The sequence below is a fragment of the Hydrogenophaga sp. BPS33 genome (assembly GCF_009859475.1).
In the GTDB taxonomy this organism is placed as follows: Bacteria; Pseudomonadota; Gammaproteobacteria; order Burkholderiales; family Burkholderiaceae_C; genus Hydrogenophaga.
The window spans coordinates 4,534,734-4,555,510 of record NZ_CP044549.1; the positions used below are offsets into that span (position 1 = coordinate 4,534,734).

General features: G+C 67.6%; 3 protein-coding genes. All 3 read right to left on the minus strand.

Annotated features, from left to right (window positions below):
* Positions 1–15: 15 nt before the first annotated feature.
* The 3 genes from F9K07_RS21000 to F9K07_RS21010 all read right to left on the minus strand — a co-directional run bounded on the left by F9K07_RS21000 (position 16) and on the right by F9K07_RS21010 (position 20,719).
* On the minus strand, positions 16–18,078 hold the full coding sequence (locus F9K07_RS21000; protein WP_159595272.1) for a leukotoxin LktA family filamentous adhesin: 18,063 nt from the start codon (positions 18,076–18,078) through the stop codon (positions 16–18).
* A 66-nt stretch (positions 18,079–18,144) separates the two neighbouring features.
* A complete protein-coding gene (locus F9K07_RS21005; protein ID WP_159595273.1) occupies positions 18,145–18,966 on the minus strand; it encodes a SapC family protein in 822 nt (273 codons plus the stop codon).
* Positions 18,967–19,027: 61 nt separating this feature from the next.
* Positions 19,028–20,719 (minus strand): POTRA domain-containing protein, encoded by a 1,692-nt coding sequence (locus F9K07_RS21010; RefSeq protein ID WP_159595274.1) that lies wholly within the window; start codon positions 20,717–20,719, stop codon positions 19,028–19,030.
* Positions 20,720–20,777 lie beyond the last annotated feature (58 nt).

Here is a 20,777-nt window from a genome sequence, read left to right on the forward strand (position 1 = left end):
ACGAGTCACCCTGTTTCAGTAGCCCTTCGGCACGGTCTTGGTTCCGCCAGCCACCTCGACAAGGAGTTGGTTCTGGTTCGGAGCCAGTCCAGTGATTTGACTCACTCGGACTGAACCGGCTTGGGTTGTCAGCTTGCTGATTCCGACAGGTCTCGTGACCGACAGGGTGCCGATGTTGATGTCGCCAAATCTTGCAAGCACGTCCACCAGACCGTTGCCCACATACAAGCCGCTGCCCGAAATGGCATTGCCGCCCGACCAGGAAGTTGCGGCATCAAGCGTGATACCGGTGCCGGCCCTGAGGGTTCCGAAAGCCAGCCCTCCGTCGGTGGAGGTTGCGCTGATCTTGCCGCCTGACGAGGTCGTCAGGTTACCCAGCGATGCATGGCCGCCGCTGGTGATCGTGATGTCACCACTTGTCTGGCCGGTGCTCAGCAGCGTGGCTCCGCCCGATTGCAGCACGGCATTGCCGGCCGTCACGTTGAAGCTTCGAATGGTCAGCGCATCGTCGCTGCGGGCGCTGAACGAAGTCTTGGCGGTGGCACCATTGACGGTGACTGAACCAGCGATTGATTCCACATCGACGCTTGAGGTGGTGCTGGTCAGCGAACCGGCTGTCAGCCCGGTGCCGGCCGTCAAGTCCAGCGCGGTGTGCGCCTTGAGGGTGTTGGCCGTCATCGTGCCTGCGGCTTCTGCCGTGATGCTGCCGGCGGTCGAGGTCAGAGTGGCAAAGAGCGCGTCTCCCTCGCTGCGCAGGTCCATGGCCCCGGTGGTCGCGCCGGTGCCGGCAACGGTCAGGCTGGTGCCCGCCTGCAAGCTGGCCGTGGCCGCGTTGAAAGCCTTGACGGTCAGCGAATCGCCGCTGGAGGCATTGAACGCTGTTTTGGCGATGGCGCCGTTGATCAGCATGGAACCACTGTCCGTGGACACATCCACGCTGGACAGCACGCTGGTCAGTGAACCAGCGGTGAGCCCGGTGCCGGCCGACAGGTCCAGCGCGGTTTGCGCCTTGAGGGTGTTGGCCGTCACTGTGCCGGCGGCTTCTGCGGTGATGCTGCCGGTTGTCGAGCTCAGGGTGGCCAGGACGGCATCGCCCTCGCTGCGCAGGTCCATGGCCCCGGTGGTCGCGCCGGTCCCGGCCACGGTCAGGCCGCCGGTGCCCGCCTGCAAGCTGGCCGTGGCCGCGTTGAAAGCTTTGACGGTCAGCGAATCGCCGCTGGTAGCGTTGAACGCGGTCTTGGCGACGACGCTGTTGATCAGCATGGAGCCACTGTCCGTGGACACATCCACGCTGGATAGCACGCTGGTCAGCGTGCCGGCGCTCAGCCCGGTGCCGGCCGACACGGCCAGCGCGTTCTGCGCCCTGAGCGCATTGGCTGTCACCGCGCCTGCGGCTTCTGCCGTGATGCTGCCGGCGGTCGAGGTCAGGTTGCCCAGAAGCGCATCCCCGTTGCTGCGCAGGTCCATGGTCCCGCTGGTCGCAGCAGTGCCCGCAACGGTGAGGCTGGTGCCCGCCTGCAAGCTGGCGGTGGCGGCATTGAAGGAGCCCACCGTCATCGCACCCTGCAGCGCCTGCGCGCCGAACATGGTTTTGGCGATGACCGCACCGGCACTGAGAGACACGCCGGTGGATGCCAGCTCAACCCGCCCTGCGGTCGAGGTCAGCTTGCCGAAATCGGCATTGCCGCCTGCCAGCGCGGTGATGTTGCCTGGCAGGGTTGCCGACGCCACCGCCATGCTGCCGGCTGCCATGAGTGCGAGATCGCCACGCGTAGTGCTCACCGCGCCCGCGCTCAGGTCGCCCGTGGTGGCGGTCAGGGTGACATCCTCGGCGGCGGAGACCTTCTGGATGTCCAGGTTGCCCGCAGCGGTGGTGGCGTCGACGGAAGACGTGGCACTGGTCAGCATGGAAGCTTGCAGACCGGTTCCCGCCGTGACAGTCACCGCTCCCCTGGCCGATCCAGCCAGCAGAGATGCCGCCTGGCCGGCGCTCACGGACAGCAGCCCGTTGCTGCTGGTGGCATTGGTCAGGCTGACGTTGCGCGCGGCATTCAGCGCCACGTTGCCCAGCGCGGTGGTGAAGTCCACCGACAGATCCGCCCCACTGGACATCGTGACGGCTCCGGTGTTGGCGAGCACGCTGGTGGCACCGATGTTGCCCGTTGCCGCTACGTCAATGCCGTTGGCAGCCCGCCAGGACACACCTTGCACGCCGCCGCCCAGCGCGGTCAGGTTCAGTGCGCGACCGGCTGTTGCGGAGGTCAGGCTCATCGAGCCGCCCGCCGTCACGGTCACGTCCTGGTTGGACAACGCGCTGGCCAGGTCGATGTCGTCGCCGGCGGTCAGGCGGATGCTGCCCGTGTTGGCCGTTGCGTTGCTGCCGCTGATGCTGCCGCCCGCCCCGATCACGATCTGGCCGCCCGCGGTATACATCAAGCCAGTGACGTCGCCGTCAATTTCGGCAAAGATGCTGCCACGCGCCTTGACCGAGCCGACGTTGTGCAGATCGCCCGTCGCCGTCGCAAAGAAGTCGAGGCCGGAGTTGACCGCATTGACGGTCAGGCCAGAACCGGCTGCGCCCTGCAGGAAGACCGAATAGCCGAGCGCGGACGTGGCATTGACACCGCCCGAGCCGACCTTGACCACCAACGGATTGCCGCTTTCGCCGACAGCTCCCCCCTGCGCGGTCAGCGTGAGTTCGTTGGCCTCGATCGAGCGAACGGCGCGGTCGCCAGCGGCCGGGTAGTTAGTCACGGCACGGGCATCGTGAATGGCACCCGTGGCTGACAGCGTCGCGCTGCCCGGCGTGTAGATGTCGGCGGCCCGCATGTCGCCGATTTCATGGATCCAGATGCCGTCGTTGGCCCGCGCCACCAGTGTGCCCGTGGCATTGTTGGCCAGGGTGATCTGCAGCGGTTTGGCGGCCGAGCCGATGCTGCCCTGGGCCGCTTCCAGCACGGCCTTCTGGGCTTGGATAACCGAGACGCCGGCGTTGGCGACGCTCAGGATGGAGTCCGTCACCTTGATGCGAACCTCACCGGGTGCCTTGATCAACTCGACATTGGCGGTACCGCCGTTGGTGTAGGTGTCGGTGGTATCGGCGCCCAGGTAGACGAAGCCGTTGGACTCCACGTTCAGGCGGTTCGACAGCACGTTGAAGGTGTCCTTTTTGACCACCGTGAGCGTCCAGTTGTCCCGGTCCAGGACCATGTCGTCGCTCTCGGCTGACATGATGGCCAGGCGCTCGTCGGCCGTCAGCTCAGGCGCCAGACCCTGGGCAATGCGGTCTTCACGCTTGAGCGAAATCACCACCTGCCCGTCGTCGTTGCCGATCTGTCCGCCGGAGCGCAACACCACGCGGTTGCCGACCACGTTGGGCTCTTCGATGCGGGTCTGCGTGTCGGTGCTGCTCTTGCTGAACACCGCGCTGGGCAACGGGCTGTAGAGCTCCGCGTCGGTCCATTCCGCCAGCGCACCGACCTCCGATTTTCCGTTCGCCGCGTTGGCGACGTTGATGGCCGTGATGATGCGGTCGTTGTCGGTCTGGTAGTCGGTGTCGCCGAACTGCGCGTGCAGCGCCTTCATCTCCGTCGTGCGCGCCGCCTCGATCGCCTCGATCTGCGTTTCGCTGAGGCCGCCGTTGAGGTATTGCTCACGCTCTTCGGTGCCGAAGCGGAAGACGTAGGTCGACGGGTCGATGGCATCGGCGTCGTAGCTGGTCACGTTGCCGTTGCCGTCCGTAACCACGTTGCGCACATCGCGCAGGCTCCAGTAGCGGCGGAACTGCGACCGGGTCGTGGTCATCGTCAACTGCCGGCTGTCCTCGGCCGAGCTGCCCTGCAGCGCGGCCTGGTCCCACAGCGCCAGCAACTGGGCTTCGGTGCGCTCGTCGCGCGACTCGTTGCGGTTGTTGTCGATCAGGTCCCCGGCCGTCTCGAGGTACACGTCGCCACCACTGACGACCTGGTTGACCCACAGGTTGCCGGTGCCCTGCTTGATCGCAATGCCGTTGCGAGCCTGCGCCGTAAGGCCGCCGTTGGGCGCGTCCAAGGTCTGGATGTTCAGCGTGGACTTGACGCTGCCGTCGACATTGAATTCACCGATGCCGCCGCGCGGCGCCGACAGGAAGATGCGGTTGCCGATGACATGGACCTTACTGGGATCGAGCCCGACGATGCTGCCATCGCCATCGAGCCAGACATCGCCCTGGGTCGACACCTGGTTGATGCGAAGCGCGCCGCTCATGCCCTTGAAGCTGATCGGACCCGTGTCGGAGACGGCCGTGAACGACCCAGCCCCCGTGATCAGGTTGACCGGTGCGGCCTCTCCCCCAATCCCGGTCTTTGCCCGGAAGTTCAGGTCCACACCCTCCACCACCGCGCCGTTGTTGAGCTGGCTGATGGACCCCTGGGTCGAGGTCAGTGACACCGTGCCGCTGTCGTTGGTGATGTTGCCACCCAGACGGATGTCACCCACGCTGCTGACGTTGAGCACGCCGCTGTCATAACCCACCAACTCGATGTTGATTGGGTGATCGGCCTTGACGCGCTGCGTGAAGACGTCCTTCATGCCGACCTCGGTGCGCCGGTCCACGTAGTAGGTCTTCTTGATGCACAGGAAGCCACACTTCTTCCAGGAGCGGTAGTAGATTTCCTTTTCGACGTCGGTGATGAACCGGTTGGACTGGATGGAGAACGATCCGCCGCCCACGGGCGTGATGGTGCTCACGTAGACATCTTCGGCCAGGGCATTGGCCGTCTTGACGTAGGTGTCGACGCTGTCCCAGTTGGTCGTACCGCCGGGGATGAAGCCGAGCCAGGACGAGGTTTTCAGGTAGTAGCGTTTTTCCGTCGAATAGTCGTAGCCCGCTGACCACGAGTAGGTGCTATTTTCCGCCGGGTTGTAGGTGAAGCGAGCTTTGACGCCGTCAGCCAGGCTGGCCGACGAGGAACCGGTGGTAGAGAGGATCGCGGCACCCACACCCCGCCCAGCCGTCACGGTGGCGCGGAAGACGCCGTCGGCGTCGCGCTGGTAGGTGGTGACCTCAAAAGCCCCGTTGCTGTTGGCCACCGGTTTGCTCATGTCGGTGATGCGGATGACGCCAGCGTCGCCGCCAGTGTCAAGTCCCATCAAATCCAGCCCGTAGCCGGTCTGGTTGTCGATGTTGATGCGCGCATAACCGTCGAGCGCGCGCACCACGCCACCACCGGTGTTGATGATCGAGCCGACGAGTTCGACCAGACCACCCTGGACGTTGGTGGCCGCGACCTGCAGCCGGTTGGTCTGTGCATCGAAATAGACGATGGGTTGCAGCCGCCGCGTCGCCATGGCCTGCAGCATCGTGGTGCGCTGGCTGGCCGAGATCGTGCCGTTGGCAAATTGCTTGTTGACTTCGGCCTCGCTGTCGGTCGGCAGCGCACCCGTCAACTGGACCAGAGACGATTTTCCTTGCGAGAGGTAGAGCCCGCCCTTGTTCTTCCACTCGTTGGCCCAGGCGGTGATCTTGCTGCCCACCGTGCTGTCGCTCAGCACCACGTTGTAGTCGGCCTGGCCGGACTGCACCGTGCCGTTGATGTTCAGGTAGCGGGCACCGATGAAGATGCCACCACTGGCGTACACCCCGCCGGCCCCATTGACCACGCAGTTGGCGTTGTAGGTGGTCTCGGAGGTTCCTGGCCGAGCCGAGCCGCAGGCTGTCACGCCCAGGTTGTCCAGAATCTGTTCCTGGTCGTCGTTGTAATGCACCGCATACAGCGACTCCGGCGAGCCGCCGACCGACTGGCTGATGGTGGGCGAGGACAGCACAAAGTTCTTGCCCGCCGACACCTGGATTTCTTTGCCGTCCAGGCGCGGCGTGTAGCCCGGGTTCTCGGCATAGACCGAGATGCTGCCAGCCGTGTTGATCAGGTCGATTGTTCCCAGCTTGTTGTAGAGCCACCCGTTGACGCGCATCTCGGGCGCGCGCATCTGATCCTCGCGCAGGTCGGCCCAGGTGCCGTCGGCCGCGCTGGCGATCACGGCGATGTCGGGGTTCCACGCCGCTCCGGGCATGTATGTGTTCTTGATCGTCAGCTTCGGTAGTTCCTGCGACGCACCACCGCCGCGCGTGTCGATGCTGTCCACGCTGAGTCCCGTGGTTTTGGCCGTGGTATTGAGCGCGCCAATGTCGGCGGCGCTCATCAGGTAGGTGCCGTTGTACTTGGCAAAGCCGCCGTTGGCGTCGACCACCATGTCGTACACCCGCAGGTTCAGCGGGCTCTGGTTGTCGATGTAGATCTCGGAGTCGGCGCGCGCCATGAGCGACGCAGAGCCGGTCACGTTGTCGCCGAACAGTTCGATGTTGCCGCTGCCCGCGCGCAGGTCTAGTATGTTCAGGAAGTTGGCGGCAACGCCACTGGAGGCCACGATGACCTTGCTGCCATCTTCCATTGTCATCTCTTCGGCCAGCCCTTCGTTGAGCAGCGTGGCGAAATAGAAGGCCAGTTCGGCTTCGACAAAGGCCCTTACCTCGGGCACATCGCCGTAGCGCGCCAGCTGCGCGTACAGCCGGTCGATGTAGGCGCCGGCCGAAGCCGACAGGTCTTCGTTGGTGATGGTGTAGCGAACGTCGCCTTCGCTCTCCAGAATCTGGCCATTGAGGCCGATCACCAGCCGCTGCTTGTTGCCAAAGCCGGCTTCGAACTCGCCGTTGAGGACGGCGGTGTTACTCAGGTTTTTGTTTGAGCTGCCATAGTCGCTGCTGATGCCCATCAGCTCGCCCAGCTCGCGGGTCCAGTCACTGACCTTGCCCTTGCCTTCGACCACCAGGGTGCCTTCGACGCCACCCAGCTTGATGGTGCCGCCGGAGCGGACCGCGTCGGCGTTGACCGTCACCGCGTTATTCAGGTTGAGGGTGGCGTCCGCATCGGGGTTGATCGACACCGGAATCGCAGAGTGGTTGAACAGGTCGGCGCGGGCCGTGACGAAATGTTTGTTGCGGTTGAAATTGCGGTCCTGCCCGGCCAGCAGGCTGAGGTCTTCGGTGCTGCGCAGTTCGCTGCCGGTGCCAAGGGTGACCCGGTTGTTGACGTTGGCCGTGGCGTAGGCATTGCCCTGCGCCGCCGCCGCGAGACCATAGGTCTTGGACACCGAGTTGGCCTCGATGTCGATGTATGACAGCGCGTTGACCGCCGCTTCGCCGTACACGTTGATATCGGTGTTCTGCCCGATGGTGGCATCGGCGTTGGCGTTGGTGCTGATGCGCGTGTTAACCAGCGCAATCGGCACTGCGCCGCCAACGTCCATCTGAGCGCGCGATGAGCCGCGCACTTCGTTGTACGCGCGAAGCTCCAGCAGGTCTTCCAGCAGGATGCTGGCGTTGCTGCCGATGCTTGCCGTGGCATTGCCGTTGAGTTGGGTGACCACGTCGGCGCCGGCGCCGCTGAACACACCGCCGCCGCCACCCACGGCGCTCTGGCCCGTGAGGTTGGTGCGGGCCAGGTCGTTGGTGGCAAGCACACGCAGGCTGCCGCTGTCCAGCGTCGAGCCGTCGAGCAATCGGGCCGTCGCCGAGCCATCGAGCGTGGCCCGCGTGACTGCTCCGGAAGCGCCCACGGCCGCCGCGTTCACGGCTGTCGTCGTGCTGTCGTAGCGCACCTGGCGGCTGGCTTCTACGGTGGTCATGCCACCGACCAGGAGCGCGCTGCCGGCCGTGACGCCGAGGTCGGCCACGACGGACTGGTCGTGGTTGACCGAGGCCTCGGCTCCCGCGCCTGCTACCACACCACCCGAACCGGCCACGGCGTCGCTGTCGATGGACTCGCTGCCGCTGGCCTTGACTTGCAGGCTGCCACCCACCACGCCCCGGATGCCCGCCGCATCGACGGCGACCAAGGTGTCGCTGACGGCACTGGAGAAGGCCATGCCCAGGCCCACGAAGCCGGCGCCGATGCCGACCGCACTGGATTCGATGCGCATCGAATCGGTCGCCGTGATGCCGGCGTCCCCGGTGGTGACGAGCACCGCGCCCTGCGCGAGTTCCACTCTGGAGAGGCCTGTGTTGGTCGCGGTGGCCGAGGCGCCCGTGGCACCGAGCAGCAGCGCGCCCGCGCCGGCCGAGGCCTGGCTGGTGACGGACGAGTCGCCCGATCCCAGCACCGACGAGACGTTCACCGTGTCGCCCTTGAGCGTCAACGCGCCCAGGCTGGTGACCGACACGTCCGAATCGACGTGGGCTTCGGCGACCGAAATGCCCACCGCAGCGCCGCCGGCCACGGCCACACCCACGGCATCGGCTTCGGCATGCGGATTGGAACGGGCCGAAATGGCCAACGCGCCCTGCCCCGCGTCGAGCGCGGCACCGCTGGCCAGCGTGACACGCACCGTGCCGCTGTCGCTGGCGGTCGCGCCGGCACCGCTGCCGGCAAACACGCCGGCCACGCCTCCCACCGCAAGCGCCGACACGCCGCCTTCGCGCCCCGCCGTGATGGCAATCCCGTCACCATTGATGCTGCCACCCACCTGCGTGGCGACACTGCCAGTCTGCTCGGCCGTGGCGACGACCACGCCCACGCTCGCAACGCCGACCGAGGCGCCGAAGGCCTCGCTCAGCATGGATGCCTGGTCGAGCGAGGTCACGCTCACGGTGCCACCCGCATTGACCTGGCCCGACAGCGTGGCCGAGTTGGCGGTCCGGTTGCTGGCGACCGAGACCGCCGCGCCCACGCCGACGAAGCCGCCCGAACCGGCGATGGCGCGGCTCGTGATGGCTGGCGAACCTTGCACCGGGGTGCGGGTGCCCGAAGCGATAGCGATGCCGTCCTGGCTGGTCAACTGGCTGGCACTCACGCTGGCGCTGTTGGCACCGCCCAGAATGGTGACGGCCACACCGGCGCTCACGCCGGCGGCAGTGCCGCCGGCGACGGCACCCGCGTTGTTTTCCACCGAGGTGCGGTCCAGGCTGCTGACCGTCACCGCACCGGCCTGGACGCTGTCTGCGCTCAGGTCGGCCGAGGTCGAATGCTGGCCAGCGGCACCACCGAAAGCGCCCGCGGTGTTGTAGCCCGCACTGGCGTTGAGCGCATCGGCCTCGGCCTGGCTCAGCGAAGAACCGGTGCCCTGCACCTTGTTCGACTCGGTACCGGCGGACACACGGCCGATCGTGCTGCCGCTGCCGCCGTTCAGTTCGGCCGTGGCGTTGCTGTCGGGCGCGCTGCCGAACAGCAGCACACCGACGGCGCCGCTGATGCCGGTGTTTCCGCCGCCGCCCGCGGTGGCCGTGATCATGTCGACCTCGGCTTCCCGCAAGGCCGTCACCGCCAGGTTGCCACCCACGGTGATGGCCGATCCGGATGCACGAGCCGCCACCTGGCTGCGCCCGATCACCACGTTGGCGGCAGACCCCACGCCCGCCACGCCACCGGCACCGATGCCGCCGGCGTTGTGGTTGATGTCCACGGTTTCAAGTGCCGCCACGGACAGCGAATCGACGCCCGCAGCCTTGGTGAACAGCGCTCGGCTCGATGGAGAACCAACGACCGGCGCACCGTCGCTCACGTCGGTGTAGACGATCGCGGTCAACTGACCGTCGCCCAGCGTCGACAGGTCTGCCGAGTAGCTGCCGTCGGCGTTGAGCGTCGCGGTGACTTCCCGGGTGCCGTCGAAGACCTTGACCACCGCCCCCTCGCCCAGCGACGCAGGCTCCTGCGCCACTTCAAAGGTTCCATCCTCAAGCTCCGTGCTGATCTCTCGCGTGAGCACGAACCGAGCTGTACCTTGTTCATCGGCCGTGACGACGCCATCGGTCGAGTCGAGCTGCAGCGTCACGTCCGCACCGCCCGCGAAAGCCACGGTCCCGGTGGCCCGGGTGCGCCGCTCCACGCTGGAGTTGCCGCTCAAGGCGGCTTCGGTGTTGCCTTCGAGCACCGTCACTGCCGCGCCGATGGCCACGCCGGCAATGCCGCCACCGCCCACGGTGGCGGCCACCGCCAGCTCTTCGGTCACGTTGGTGGCATGGATCTTCACGTCGCCATCGGCCTGCAAAAGACTGTCATCGACCAGCGCGCGGACATTCGAGCCCGAGACGTTGACGGTGAAGCTCAAGCCCGCGCCGGTCACACCGCCGCCACCGATCGAACCGGCGATCTGGTTGGTGCGGTTAGCGCCTTCGGCCAGCACGCTCACGTCCCGCGCGGCGATGCTGGAGCCGTCCACCCACGCCCGCGTGTCACCGGCCAGCAGCACCACATTGCCGCTGCCGGCCACACCGGTCGTGCCACCGCCGGCGGCACCGGCGGAGATCTGCGCCACGGTCGCGGTCGACACCGCCTGCACGCTGGCGTCGTTCACGGCCTGGACCGTGGCGCCATCCAGCACCTCGGCATGGCTGCTGCGCGTCACGGTCTCGGTGCCGACCGCACCGGCCACACCCGTGGCCTCCCCACCGGCCACTGTGGCGACGGTGCTGGCGATCAGCGCATGGTCAGCAGCCAGCACCGTGACGTCCTGGGCTTGCGCGCCACCGGCCAGCGCGTTGATGCTGGCACCGTCCACATAGGCGCGGGTGCTGCCCTCGATGCTGTCCACGTTCACGGCAGCGCCGACACCCACCGTGCCGCCGCTGGCCACCGTCGTGAGCGCCGCGATCTGCTCGATGGAGGTCGCCTGAACGGCAACGCCGCGCCGCATGTCCGTGGCAAATACGGGGCGTGACAAGGCCGCGTCGGTGACGGCCGTGATGTTCATCAGGTCCGGGGCGGAAGCAAGCGCAGCCGTGTTTGCGCGCACACCGTCCGCGTTGGCCAGGCCACTGACGGCCGTGTCGGCGCCGTCGATGCCGGCAGTGGTGTGGCTGGTGATCATGTTGACCAGCACGCCACCGGCCACGCCGACGCCCGCCGCGCCCAATGCACCGGCACCGGCCAGGGCCTTGATGCGGACACTGCTGTCGGCCGTGACGGCCACGCTGTCCCAGGCTTCCACCTGGGCTCCGCCGTCGATCAGGGCCGAGGTGTTGGCGCTGAGCATGCTGACGGCGACCGAGCCTTGGACGCCCACCGTGCCGGAGGCGCTCATGCCCACGGCCACCGTGTCGATCTCGGCATCGTTCTGCGCACCGACTTCCACGTCGCCCGTGCGCACATGACCGGCACCCGTGCCCGAGAGCGCGGCGCTGACCTCGGTGGCCACACGGTTGACCGCAGAGGCAGCGCCCACTGCAGCCGTGCCGCCCCCGGCAAAGTTGCCCGCCAGCGACTCGATGCTGGTGGCGTCTTGCGCCTGAATCTTCAGCGACCCGGTGTTCGCGCCGACCAGGCTACTGCCCAACCAGTTCGCGCTGATCGTGTCTTCCAGGATGTTGGTGGTGTTGGAGCCGGTCACCGCGAAGGTGCCACCGCCGCCCGCCGCGACGCCCATCGACTGGATGGTCGAATCCGAGCGTGCCAGCACGTTCACCGCGCCCGTGACCTGGAGGTCGCTGTCGCTGACCTCGGCAAGCACCAGCTTGCTTGCCGCCTCATCGGCCGCCGTGCGGCCCAGGAAGTTGAGCGCGAGCGCAGCGCCCACAGCGGCATTGCCGCCGCCGGACACCGTGCCGGCCAGCGACCGGATGGTCGACTGGTCTTTGGCCAGCACATCGAATGCACTGGACGCCAGGTGCTGGGTCAAGTCCGTCACACTGGCCTTGACGGTCGAGGTCAGGCTGTTGGTCGTGTTTGATCCGTTAACCGCCACCGTGCCGGCACCGCTGCCCGCCGCGGCGATGGACTCGATGGTGCCGGCCATGCCGGCCTCGACCGTCACCGCACCGCTGGTGCGCAGATTCGAACTGTCGAGTTGCGCCGTCACGGTGCTGGCGATGTCGTTCACGGCGATCGCGCCGCCGACCGCGTTCGTGCCCGCGCCGTTGACCACGCCGGCCAGCGAAGCGATGCTGGCGGTCTGGTCGGCCAGCACGTCCAGCGTGCCGCCCGTGGCGGTCTGTGTGACGTGGGACACCAGCGCCGAGACCTCGCCCGCGATCACGTTGCGCGTCACGCTGCCGTTGATGGCGTTGGTGCCCGAGCCGCTGCCCGCCACCGCCACGCTGTCGATGTCTCCGCCGAGCGCGGCCTCCACCCGGACCGAGACCGGGGCGGCAAGCGTGGTGTTGGTCAGACCGGCATGGACACCGAAGTCGTCCGAGCCGTCGCCCATCAGGTTGACGGCCACCGCGCCGCCAATTGCGCCCGCCGCGCTGCCCGATAGCGTACCGGCCAGCGCGTCGATGTTGCCGGACTGCGCCGCATGCACCGTCAGCGAAGACGCCGTGCCTTGCAGGGTCACGCCATCGACCAGGGCCGTGGTGCTGCCGTTGAGCCAGTTGACGCTGGACGACCCGGCCATGGCGTAGCTGGTGCCGGACGCCGCCAGCGTGGCCGACAGCGTCTCGATGCTGCCTTGCGCATCGGCCCGCACCGACACGGCGTCGGACGCGGTGATGGTGGAGGACAGGATCTGCGCCGAGCGGCTCGATTCGATGGTGTTGAAACCGAACGCCAGCGCCGCCGAATAGCCGTTCGACGCGGTCAGGCCGCCCGCCAGCGAGCGAATGCGCGCGCTGCTCGCACCAGTGTCTTCGCCGGCCTGCACATCCACATTGGCAGCGGTCACAGTCGCACCGCTGATGCGCGCATCGGTCACGTCGCCGATCTCGTTCCAGGTGAACGCACCGCCAAAGGCCAGGTTGCCGTCGCTGGCAACGCCCGAGGCAGCTGCGGCCATGGTGTCGCTGGTGTTGTTCGCCCGCACCTCGACGTCGCCGGAACCCACGTTCACTACGGTGTTGCTGACCGAGGCTTCGTTGCCCGCAGCGCGTGTGCTCACCGCGTCGTCCGCGTCGCTGAAGGTTCTGGTGCCGGTCTGGTTGTAGGCCACCGCAGCACCGGCTGCCGATCCGCTGCCGCTGCCGACCGCAAAACTCAGGTTGCCGGCGAGGCTGAAGAGGTTGCCGGTGGTGCCGGATTCGACCCCCAGGGTGGCCGCGTCGACGTTGCCACCGCTCACCCGGGCTTGCGTCTGCTGGCCGATCAGGTTGACCGATGCTGAGCCCATGCCCGAGAACTTGCCTTTGGTGGCGCCCAGGCCGGCCGAGATGCCGATGATGTCGGCATCGCTCACCGCGTCAACACGCACATGTCCTGCCGCCGTCACGGTGCCCTCGAGCTCGGCGCGGTAGCTGGTCTGGATGTTGTTCTGAACGTATGACAGGCCGACGCTGTTGGCGTTGTCGCCCAGCGTGACGCTGAGGGTGCCGGCGACGCCGACAATGCTCTCGCCGCCCACGGCCGACTTGAAGTCGTCGGTGTAGCCGTTGCCGCTGCTCTCCATCTCGTAATCGGTCACATAAGACGTGCGAACCTCGCCCATCATGGCGTCCAGGCTGTCGTCCGACGGTGCGCCGCCGGCCTGCAGGTCAAGGTCGCCCGACAGGTTGACCTGCGCGCCGCCAGTGATGCCTGCAGACACCGTGTTGTTGATCTCATTGAACACGAAGGCGCCCATGAGCTGGCCTTTTGAATCCGAGGCGGTTTGTACGCCGGCCACCGCGCCGATACCCACCACTTTTTGCGATGACAGGGCGGCCACGGTCAGGTCGTGCACCTGGGTGATAGCGCCGCCAATGACCTTGGCCGAAGTGCTGCCTTGCAGATCGACCAGCGAAATCGTTGCGCCGATGCCAGCCGAGCCCTTGCCCGTGCTAAAGGACAGCGCGCCGCCGCCAGCGCCGATTCGGCTGCGGTCGTAAGCCACGACCCGTGCGTCGAGGTTGGCGGGGGTGACCACAGCGCCGGTGAGGGTTGAGCCCTCAATGCTGGCGGCGGTGTCGTCACTGACATGGGTGATGGACGCCGAGCCGGCGACAGACACGCTGGTGGTACTGCCCTGGGACAGGTTGAGTGAAATGCCGGTGGCCACGGCGGTGCGCTCGCCGCTCTTGAGCGCCTCGACCGTCAGGCTGCTTGCCCGGTCGGCCAGGCCGCTCACGGTGGTGTCGACAATACGCGCCGTGGTGTCGTCGTCCGAGTCCTGGATCGCCACCGCGCCGGCAATAGCCGCGCTGAAGGTGGTCGAAGAGTTGTTGGCCATGGCCAGTGCGCCGCCGCCGGCCACGCTGACCTGCGTCAGATCGGACAAGGCCCGAACGCCCACGCCGGTGGTGCCGCCATCCTGGCCCAGCACAACGGCGCGGTCGATCAGGGCCGAGGTGTCGACGTCACTGAAGTTGGTGACGATGGCGCCAGCACCGGCGATGGAGAAGGCCGGCGGCTTGCTTTCGCCCTCGCCTTCCTCTTCCCCTTCACCCCCGCCCTCACCTTCACCGGCTGCGCCCTCGGCAGCGAGTGAATCCCCGACGCCGCTCAGGGCGGCCGTGCCGGAGCCGTCCAGACCGGACTGCGCGCCACCGCCGCCACCACCACTGCTGGCCTTGTCGCCCATGCCCGAGGTGCTGCTGCCCCCGGCCATGGCGCCGGCCACGCCCACCGCCACGATCAGGCCATCGCTGCGCGCGCCCACGTCGAGTTGCCCGGTCTGGATGGAACCGGCGGTGCCCTCGGCGGTGTCAGCCCCGCCACCGTCGGTGTCGTTGTCGCCGATGTAGGCCTTGGTGTTGCCGGTGACTTCGTTCATGGCAACACCGATGCCCACGCCGGAGTTCTCGCTCTTGGTCACGGCGCCCGTGACCGCGAGCACGCCCAGCGACAGGTCAGCGTTCACATTGACGGACTGTGCGTTGACATACGCCTCGCGGCTGATCGACGCCAGTGTGGTCTCGTGGAGTTTGTTGTACGACACCATGCCGTTGGCGGCCACGCCTTCGCCGTCGCCCGAGGTCGGCGACAGGGTCAGCAGCCAGTCGGTTGTGTGCGCCGCCACATCGAGCTGGCGCGTGTTGACCACGGCCGCGTCGGCAATGCCGGCAATGGCCGTGTTGTCCCGGGAGACCATCGAGAAGGTGCCGCCCACTGCGCCGCCATCGCCACCCGCGGTCGAGCCGTCGCCACCAGCCAGGTGCAGCGTCTGCACCAGGTTGCTCGCGCGCACCACGGTGGAAGCATCGAAGCTGCGCGTGAGGTCGATGGCTTCGTCGGGTTCCACGCCGATGTCGTGGACGCTGTAGCTCCAGGGGGCCGCATCGGCCACGGTGGTGGTGATCTGCGCGCCGGTGTCGACCCAGGCGCGCGTGTCGTTCTTCAGGTACGACAGGCTGACCGCGCCCGCCAGGGCCAGCGAAGCATCAGAAGCGGCACTCGCACCCACGCGCGTGTTGAAGCCGTCGTACAACGGGTCGGTTCCACCCATCAGATTCTCATAAGCGCTGAAGGCGTTGCTCCAGTCCAGGTCCAGCCCGGCCGAATAGAACTCGGGGATATCGGTGGCGGCGTTGACCGCCACATGACCGGCCATGATCTGCGCGTTGGCACCCACCCGCGCCTGCGTGGTGAAGGCGTGGTCCGCGTAGTTGAAGGCGACGCTGAGCGCCACGCCCTGCGCCTCCGATTCGGCCGCCGCCTCGGTCACGCTCTGCAGCTGACCGACCAGGGTCTGGGCGTCGACGACGGCATCGCCCCCCGCCGTGATGTGGGCACCGTCGCCCACGGTGGCCCGCGTGGTGTGCGCGGACTCGGACCAGGTCATCACGCCGGCCATGCGCAGGGCCGGCGAGCTCGACTCCCCGCCGGACGCTTCGTCGGACCCCGCGGCCACCTCTTCGGCCATGGCCATGAAGCCTTCAAGCAGCGTCTGCTTGGCATCCTCGACCGCGTCCTCTTCGGTGTATTCGAGCGAAGCGGGCAGCGGCGACTCGGGCTCTTCCTCCGGTGCAATGGCCGAGCTGGCCGAAATGACGTCCTTCGCCGTGGCGTTCAGGGCCAGCACCCGCACGTCGCCACCCGCGTTGACGGTGCCGTCGACCGCCACCGAGGTGTCGGTTTTGTGGAGGGACAAGGCCCCGACCACACCGGCCGCGCCATCGCCGTACACGGTGACTTCGGCCGCGGTTTCGTAGCTGCCGGCATGAAAGGCCTGCACATGGGTGTCGGCACCGCTGAAGAGCATCGCGCCCGCGCCGACCTTGACGGCCGTCGTCACGTCGGACTGGGAACCCGCGAACACCACGGAAGCCACATTGGCCTCACCGGACTCCTCGTCGGTTTCGCCCGCCGCCGCGCTGTTCATCTCGATCGTTGTCTTCGACGCCGCGACCAGCTCGATGTCGCCACCTGCGCTCAACTCCGCACCCGACTGGATGTCGACCAGCGTGGTGCCGGTGACGCGTGCAAAGCCCGCGCTGAGGTTCACGCTGGAGGTGCCACCGGTCTGCAGCTCGGCGCCGGCCTCGCGCTCGGCCAGCGCGATGATGGAAATGTCGTCGGTCGCGTCCAGTACCGCCGTGTCCCGGACCGTCACGGTGGCATCGCCCTTGGCTTCGACGTAGGCCATGCTCAAGGACAGCGGCAGGTCCAGCCCGGCTTTGCCCAGGGTCAGATCGACCAGAGCTTGCTGCACCGCTCCCGCATCGCCGCCGAACACCGCAGACGAATTGACCGAGGCTTCGAGCGTGATGTTGCGGCCCAGGAGCAACCCGGCCACATCGATCGACGCATCGGCATCGGCCAGGCCGACGAGGGTCTGCCCGTTGCTGGTGTTGTGGGCGGTCAGCGTGATGTCGCCGGCGCTGTAGTTGCTGCCGTACTCGTTGACCACCGAGGCGTCCAGCAGGCTGCCCGCCTCCACTGTGATGTGAGGTGCTGCCAGACGGATGTCGCCACTGTCGCCGACCGACGCCACCCCGGGATCGGTGGCGTCACCGGTGCCCACGTCGCGCGTGTTGATGACGGCGCCCGTCTTGACCGTCAGTGTGTCGTCGCCCGCATACTCGAAATCGGCGCCCCCGGTCAGGTTTTCACCCTCGACCGTTGCATGTGCGGGATCGACAAACACCAGGCCCGCCTGCCCCGCATCGCTGCCCGCGTTGAACTTCATGCTGCTCAAAGTCAGATCGCGCAAGCCCGAATACTCGATGGCGCCACCCGCGCCAGCGCCATCGCCCCGCGCGCGCAGCTCGGCACCTTGTTCGTTGGCGATGTCGCGCTGGGCGAACAGCGTCACCTGGCCGCCGGCCTCGCCGGAGCCTGCTGCGCCCGAGGCCGATACGCGCGCGTTCGCGCCCACGCCGATGTCGTTGCCCGCGACCACGCGCACCGCTCCAGCACGGCGCCACAGGGAACTGTCGGAGATCAGCACGCCATCGAGCCGAATGGAGCCCGGCGTCGTGATGTCAATGACACCATCGAGGTCCTGTAGCGGCGCCAGCGATTTCAGATCGCCCAGGTTCACCGCCGAGCCGGCAGCGCGCCCCTGCACCATCACCTGCCCCGTGATGCTCACCGCGGGGCCCACGCCGCCGCCGGCACCCCCCATCAGGCTCACGCCATCCAACGCCGTGATTCGACCCTGGATATCCACCGCGCCGGTGGCCGAGCGTTCGAATTCACCGGCCAGCAGACCGTTGACGGTGGCGCCGGACAACACGCCGCCACCGGCCAGCAGGCCATCGACAAAGGCGGTGGACGGCGCGGCAAACGACAGCCGGCCAACATTGACCTGGCCCGTTGGTCCGACCGCGAAGCCGTGGCTGTCGATGAACATGATGTTGCCGCCGATGCTGCCGTTGGTCAGCCGACTCTCCAGCAGGCCGTTCACGGTCACCCGCGAATCGCGCACGATGTTGACCCACCAGTTCGCGCCCTGAGGCACCGCCATCGTGACGGTGTTGCCCTGTCCAACCTGGAACGCCGAGTAGGTGCTGAACGCGTTCCCGTCCCGCAGGCTTTGGGTGGAGACCACCGTCTGCGCGCCCTGCGTGCTGACCACGGTCGCCGTCTGCCCCGCGCCGGTCAGAGGCGTGATGATGGTTTGCGCATGCACCATCGGCCCGGTCGCGCCCAGCGCGACCGCTGCGGCCAGTGCCATGGGTCGTACCCGCACCAGCAGGCGTCGACGGGCAAGGCGGGCCATCCGGGCGCGGGTACGGATCGTCAGTGCGGAGAGTTTCATGGCGGTGGTCCTGGTAACCGTCGAGCGAGCGACAGCGTGGCAAAGTGAAAAAGGGGGAAAGACGTGTCAGGCCGTCGACGGCTCGGGCTCGACCGGTGCAACCGCAGTCCCCGGCGCAGAAGGCTCCTGCTGCGCCGCGCGCTCCATCAGCGGGCGGAACCGCCGCAGCGACAGCAGGTGCAGGTAGGCCAGCGCCAGCGCGCCCTGACCGTGCAGTTCGCCTGCCTGAGCTGCGTCCAGCGCATTCAGCTTGCTCTCGTCGACGCTGAGGAATCCGGTCAACTCCATCTGGCGTCCGCCGGGCAAGACGACTTGCAGCGTGCGCTCGTGCAACAGCCCGGCGGCATCCAGCGCGGCCACGGTGTCCGAGGTGGTAGAGGCCGCAGCGTCCAGCGCGACCAACTCCTGCAGCACCGCCTGCAGCCAGGGCATTTCCTTGCCCTGGTCGTCAAACAGCGCCTCGCCTTCGCTCAGGCTCAGCGCGGGCTGGTGCACGGCCACCGGCCGGGCGTCTTCGTCGTCGTATTCGTTCAGTAGCCGAAACGGCCAGGTGCGCAGGACCGCTGGCAGGTAGTTGCCCGTCCAGCGTCCCGTGGTTTCGTCCACGTACAGATTGCGCCCGTTCTCCAGACCGGTGATGGCCAGCAGCTTGCCGCCACCGCCGGCCACACGCGTCATGACGCACGGGAATTCGACCGCCGCTGCCGGCATCTCTGCTGCGGCGAGCGCCACGGTGATCTGGCTGCCGACCCAGCGCATGTCGCGCTGGTCGCGCTTCAAGCGCTGATGGCGGTGGGCCTCGCGGTGAAGGATGGTGAACTGGGATGCGGCCGCCGCCCCCGGCGCGGTGGTGAACGCGGGAACAGATGCGCTTTTGGCTTTTTTCATGAGAAGGTCATTTCGACGGTGAAAAGGTGATGAAGGGGCTTATGGCAAACGCGTCGGGCGGCTACCAGCTCGCGCTCGCGCGCAGCGACAGACGCGTACGGTCGCCCTGGAAACCGGCGGTCTGTTGGGCCAGGGTGGCGTCGACCGCGAGGTGTCGGTTCACCTGAAACTGCACGCCCGCACCGGCCGAGGCGATGCGGCGCGACCAGCCTTTGCTGTAGACACGGGCGTGGTCGGCAAACACATACAGTTCGGTTGCCTCCAGGCCTGGGACGGTGACGGGCTGGTAGAGCGCCATCTGCACGGCATAGCCGCGCTCGCCCATCGCGGTGCCGCTGTCGAAGCCGCGCACCGAGTTGCTGCCGCCGGCCAGCCAGGCGTCGATCACGTCCGGCGTGTCGTGCGCGGTCAGCCGCGCCTGGCCGTTGATGCGGAACAAGGGTCCCGAAGCCCCGAGCCGTTGCGCGAACATGCCTGCCACTTCGGCAAAGCTGTAGGAGTTCACCGGCCCGCGCGCCGTGGTGACCGAGGCGCGCAGCGACGCGGGCGAAACCTCGCCGGGCTCGCGAGCCGGCCAGTCGGTCGATGCCGTCAGCGTCAGTTTGTCGACGGTGCGGTCGCTGAGCTCGAAGCCGCTGATGGTCGAGCGGGACTTGATCTGCGTGGCGGAGCCGGAGAGCAGCAGCAACTGGCGCGCGCTGACGGGCACATGGCGACCGACCTCCACCGCCACCGAGCTGGACGCCCCGTGGATGACCAGGTCGGGCACGCCGGGCACCGAGGACGCGAAGCTGGTGCGCGAGCGCGAGCCCGAGGCGCTGGCACCGAGCCGCCAGCCCTGGTGGCCCAGCGGCAGGCTGCCGGACAGACTGAGCGTGGCGGCGTTCGAGCCGGCAATGGCCATGACATCGAAGCGGCCGCCCCGAAGACCGAGCGGGAGCAGGCGCAAGCCGGCGATCACGCTGGAGCGCGCGGACGAGCCGGTGTCGGGCATATCCACCAGGCCCCAGAGCTGCTCCTTCGAGCGCTCCGGCACGTGGACCAGCAGATCGCTGCGGCCGAACTCGGCGCCGGGCACATATGCGGCCTGGGCCGCAAAGTCGCTGGCTACGTTGAACACGCCGAGCCGGCGCTCGAGTTCCTCGGGCCTGATCACGGAGCCGGCGGCCAGGTCGAACCATTGCCCGACCCAGGCCGGGTCAATGCCGGACGCACCCTCGACCTTGACCGCGCCGAGCCGGCCTTCGACCAGAAGCACCCGCAGGGTGCCGCTGCGCAGATCCTGCTGCGGCAGCACCGGCACTGCGGTCGTCACGCCCTTGCTCAGGTACAGCGTCTGGATAGCACGCAGAAACGCGTTGAGGTCCTGGCTGGACACGTCGCGCCCAAGATAAGGCTGGGCCAGGGCGCGCAGCTCGTCGTCGCCGAGCAGCTCGCTGGGCGAGAACAGCACCTCGTTGAGCAACACGGTGCTCGCGAGGGTCGGCGCCTCGGGCACGGGCGGGGGCGCCGCTGGCGTGGCGCGGGGCGCCGCCGGCAGCTGCGGCGCAGCGTTGTCGGCGCGGCGCAGCTCGTCCTGCAGGCGCGCGGCCGGGTCGAGCACGGGGAGGTCGGCCGCGATAGACCGGCCACACACCAGCGCGAGGATCGCAGCGCCCAGCGCCAGGCGGCGCGCGGCGGCCAGGGGCTTCGAGAAATGGAGATAAGCCGCTCTGTCCTTGTCGGACCAGCCTGCCGTGCGGAATGCGCTCATGAGTTTCTTTGACCCTTTCGACGGAACCGTTCTTTTTTCGCAGCAGCCTGCACACCAC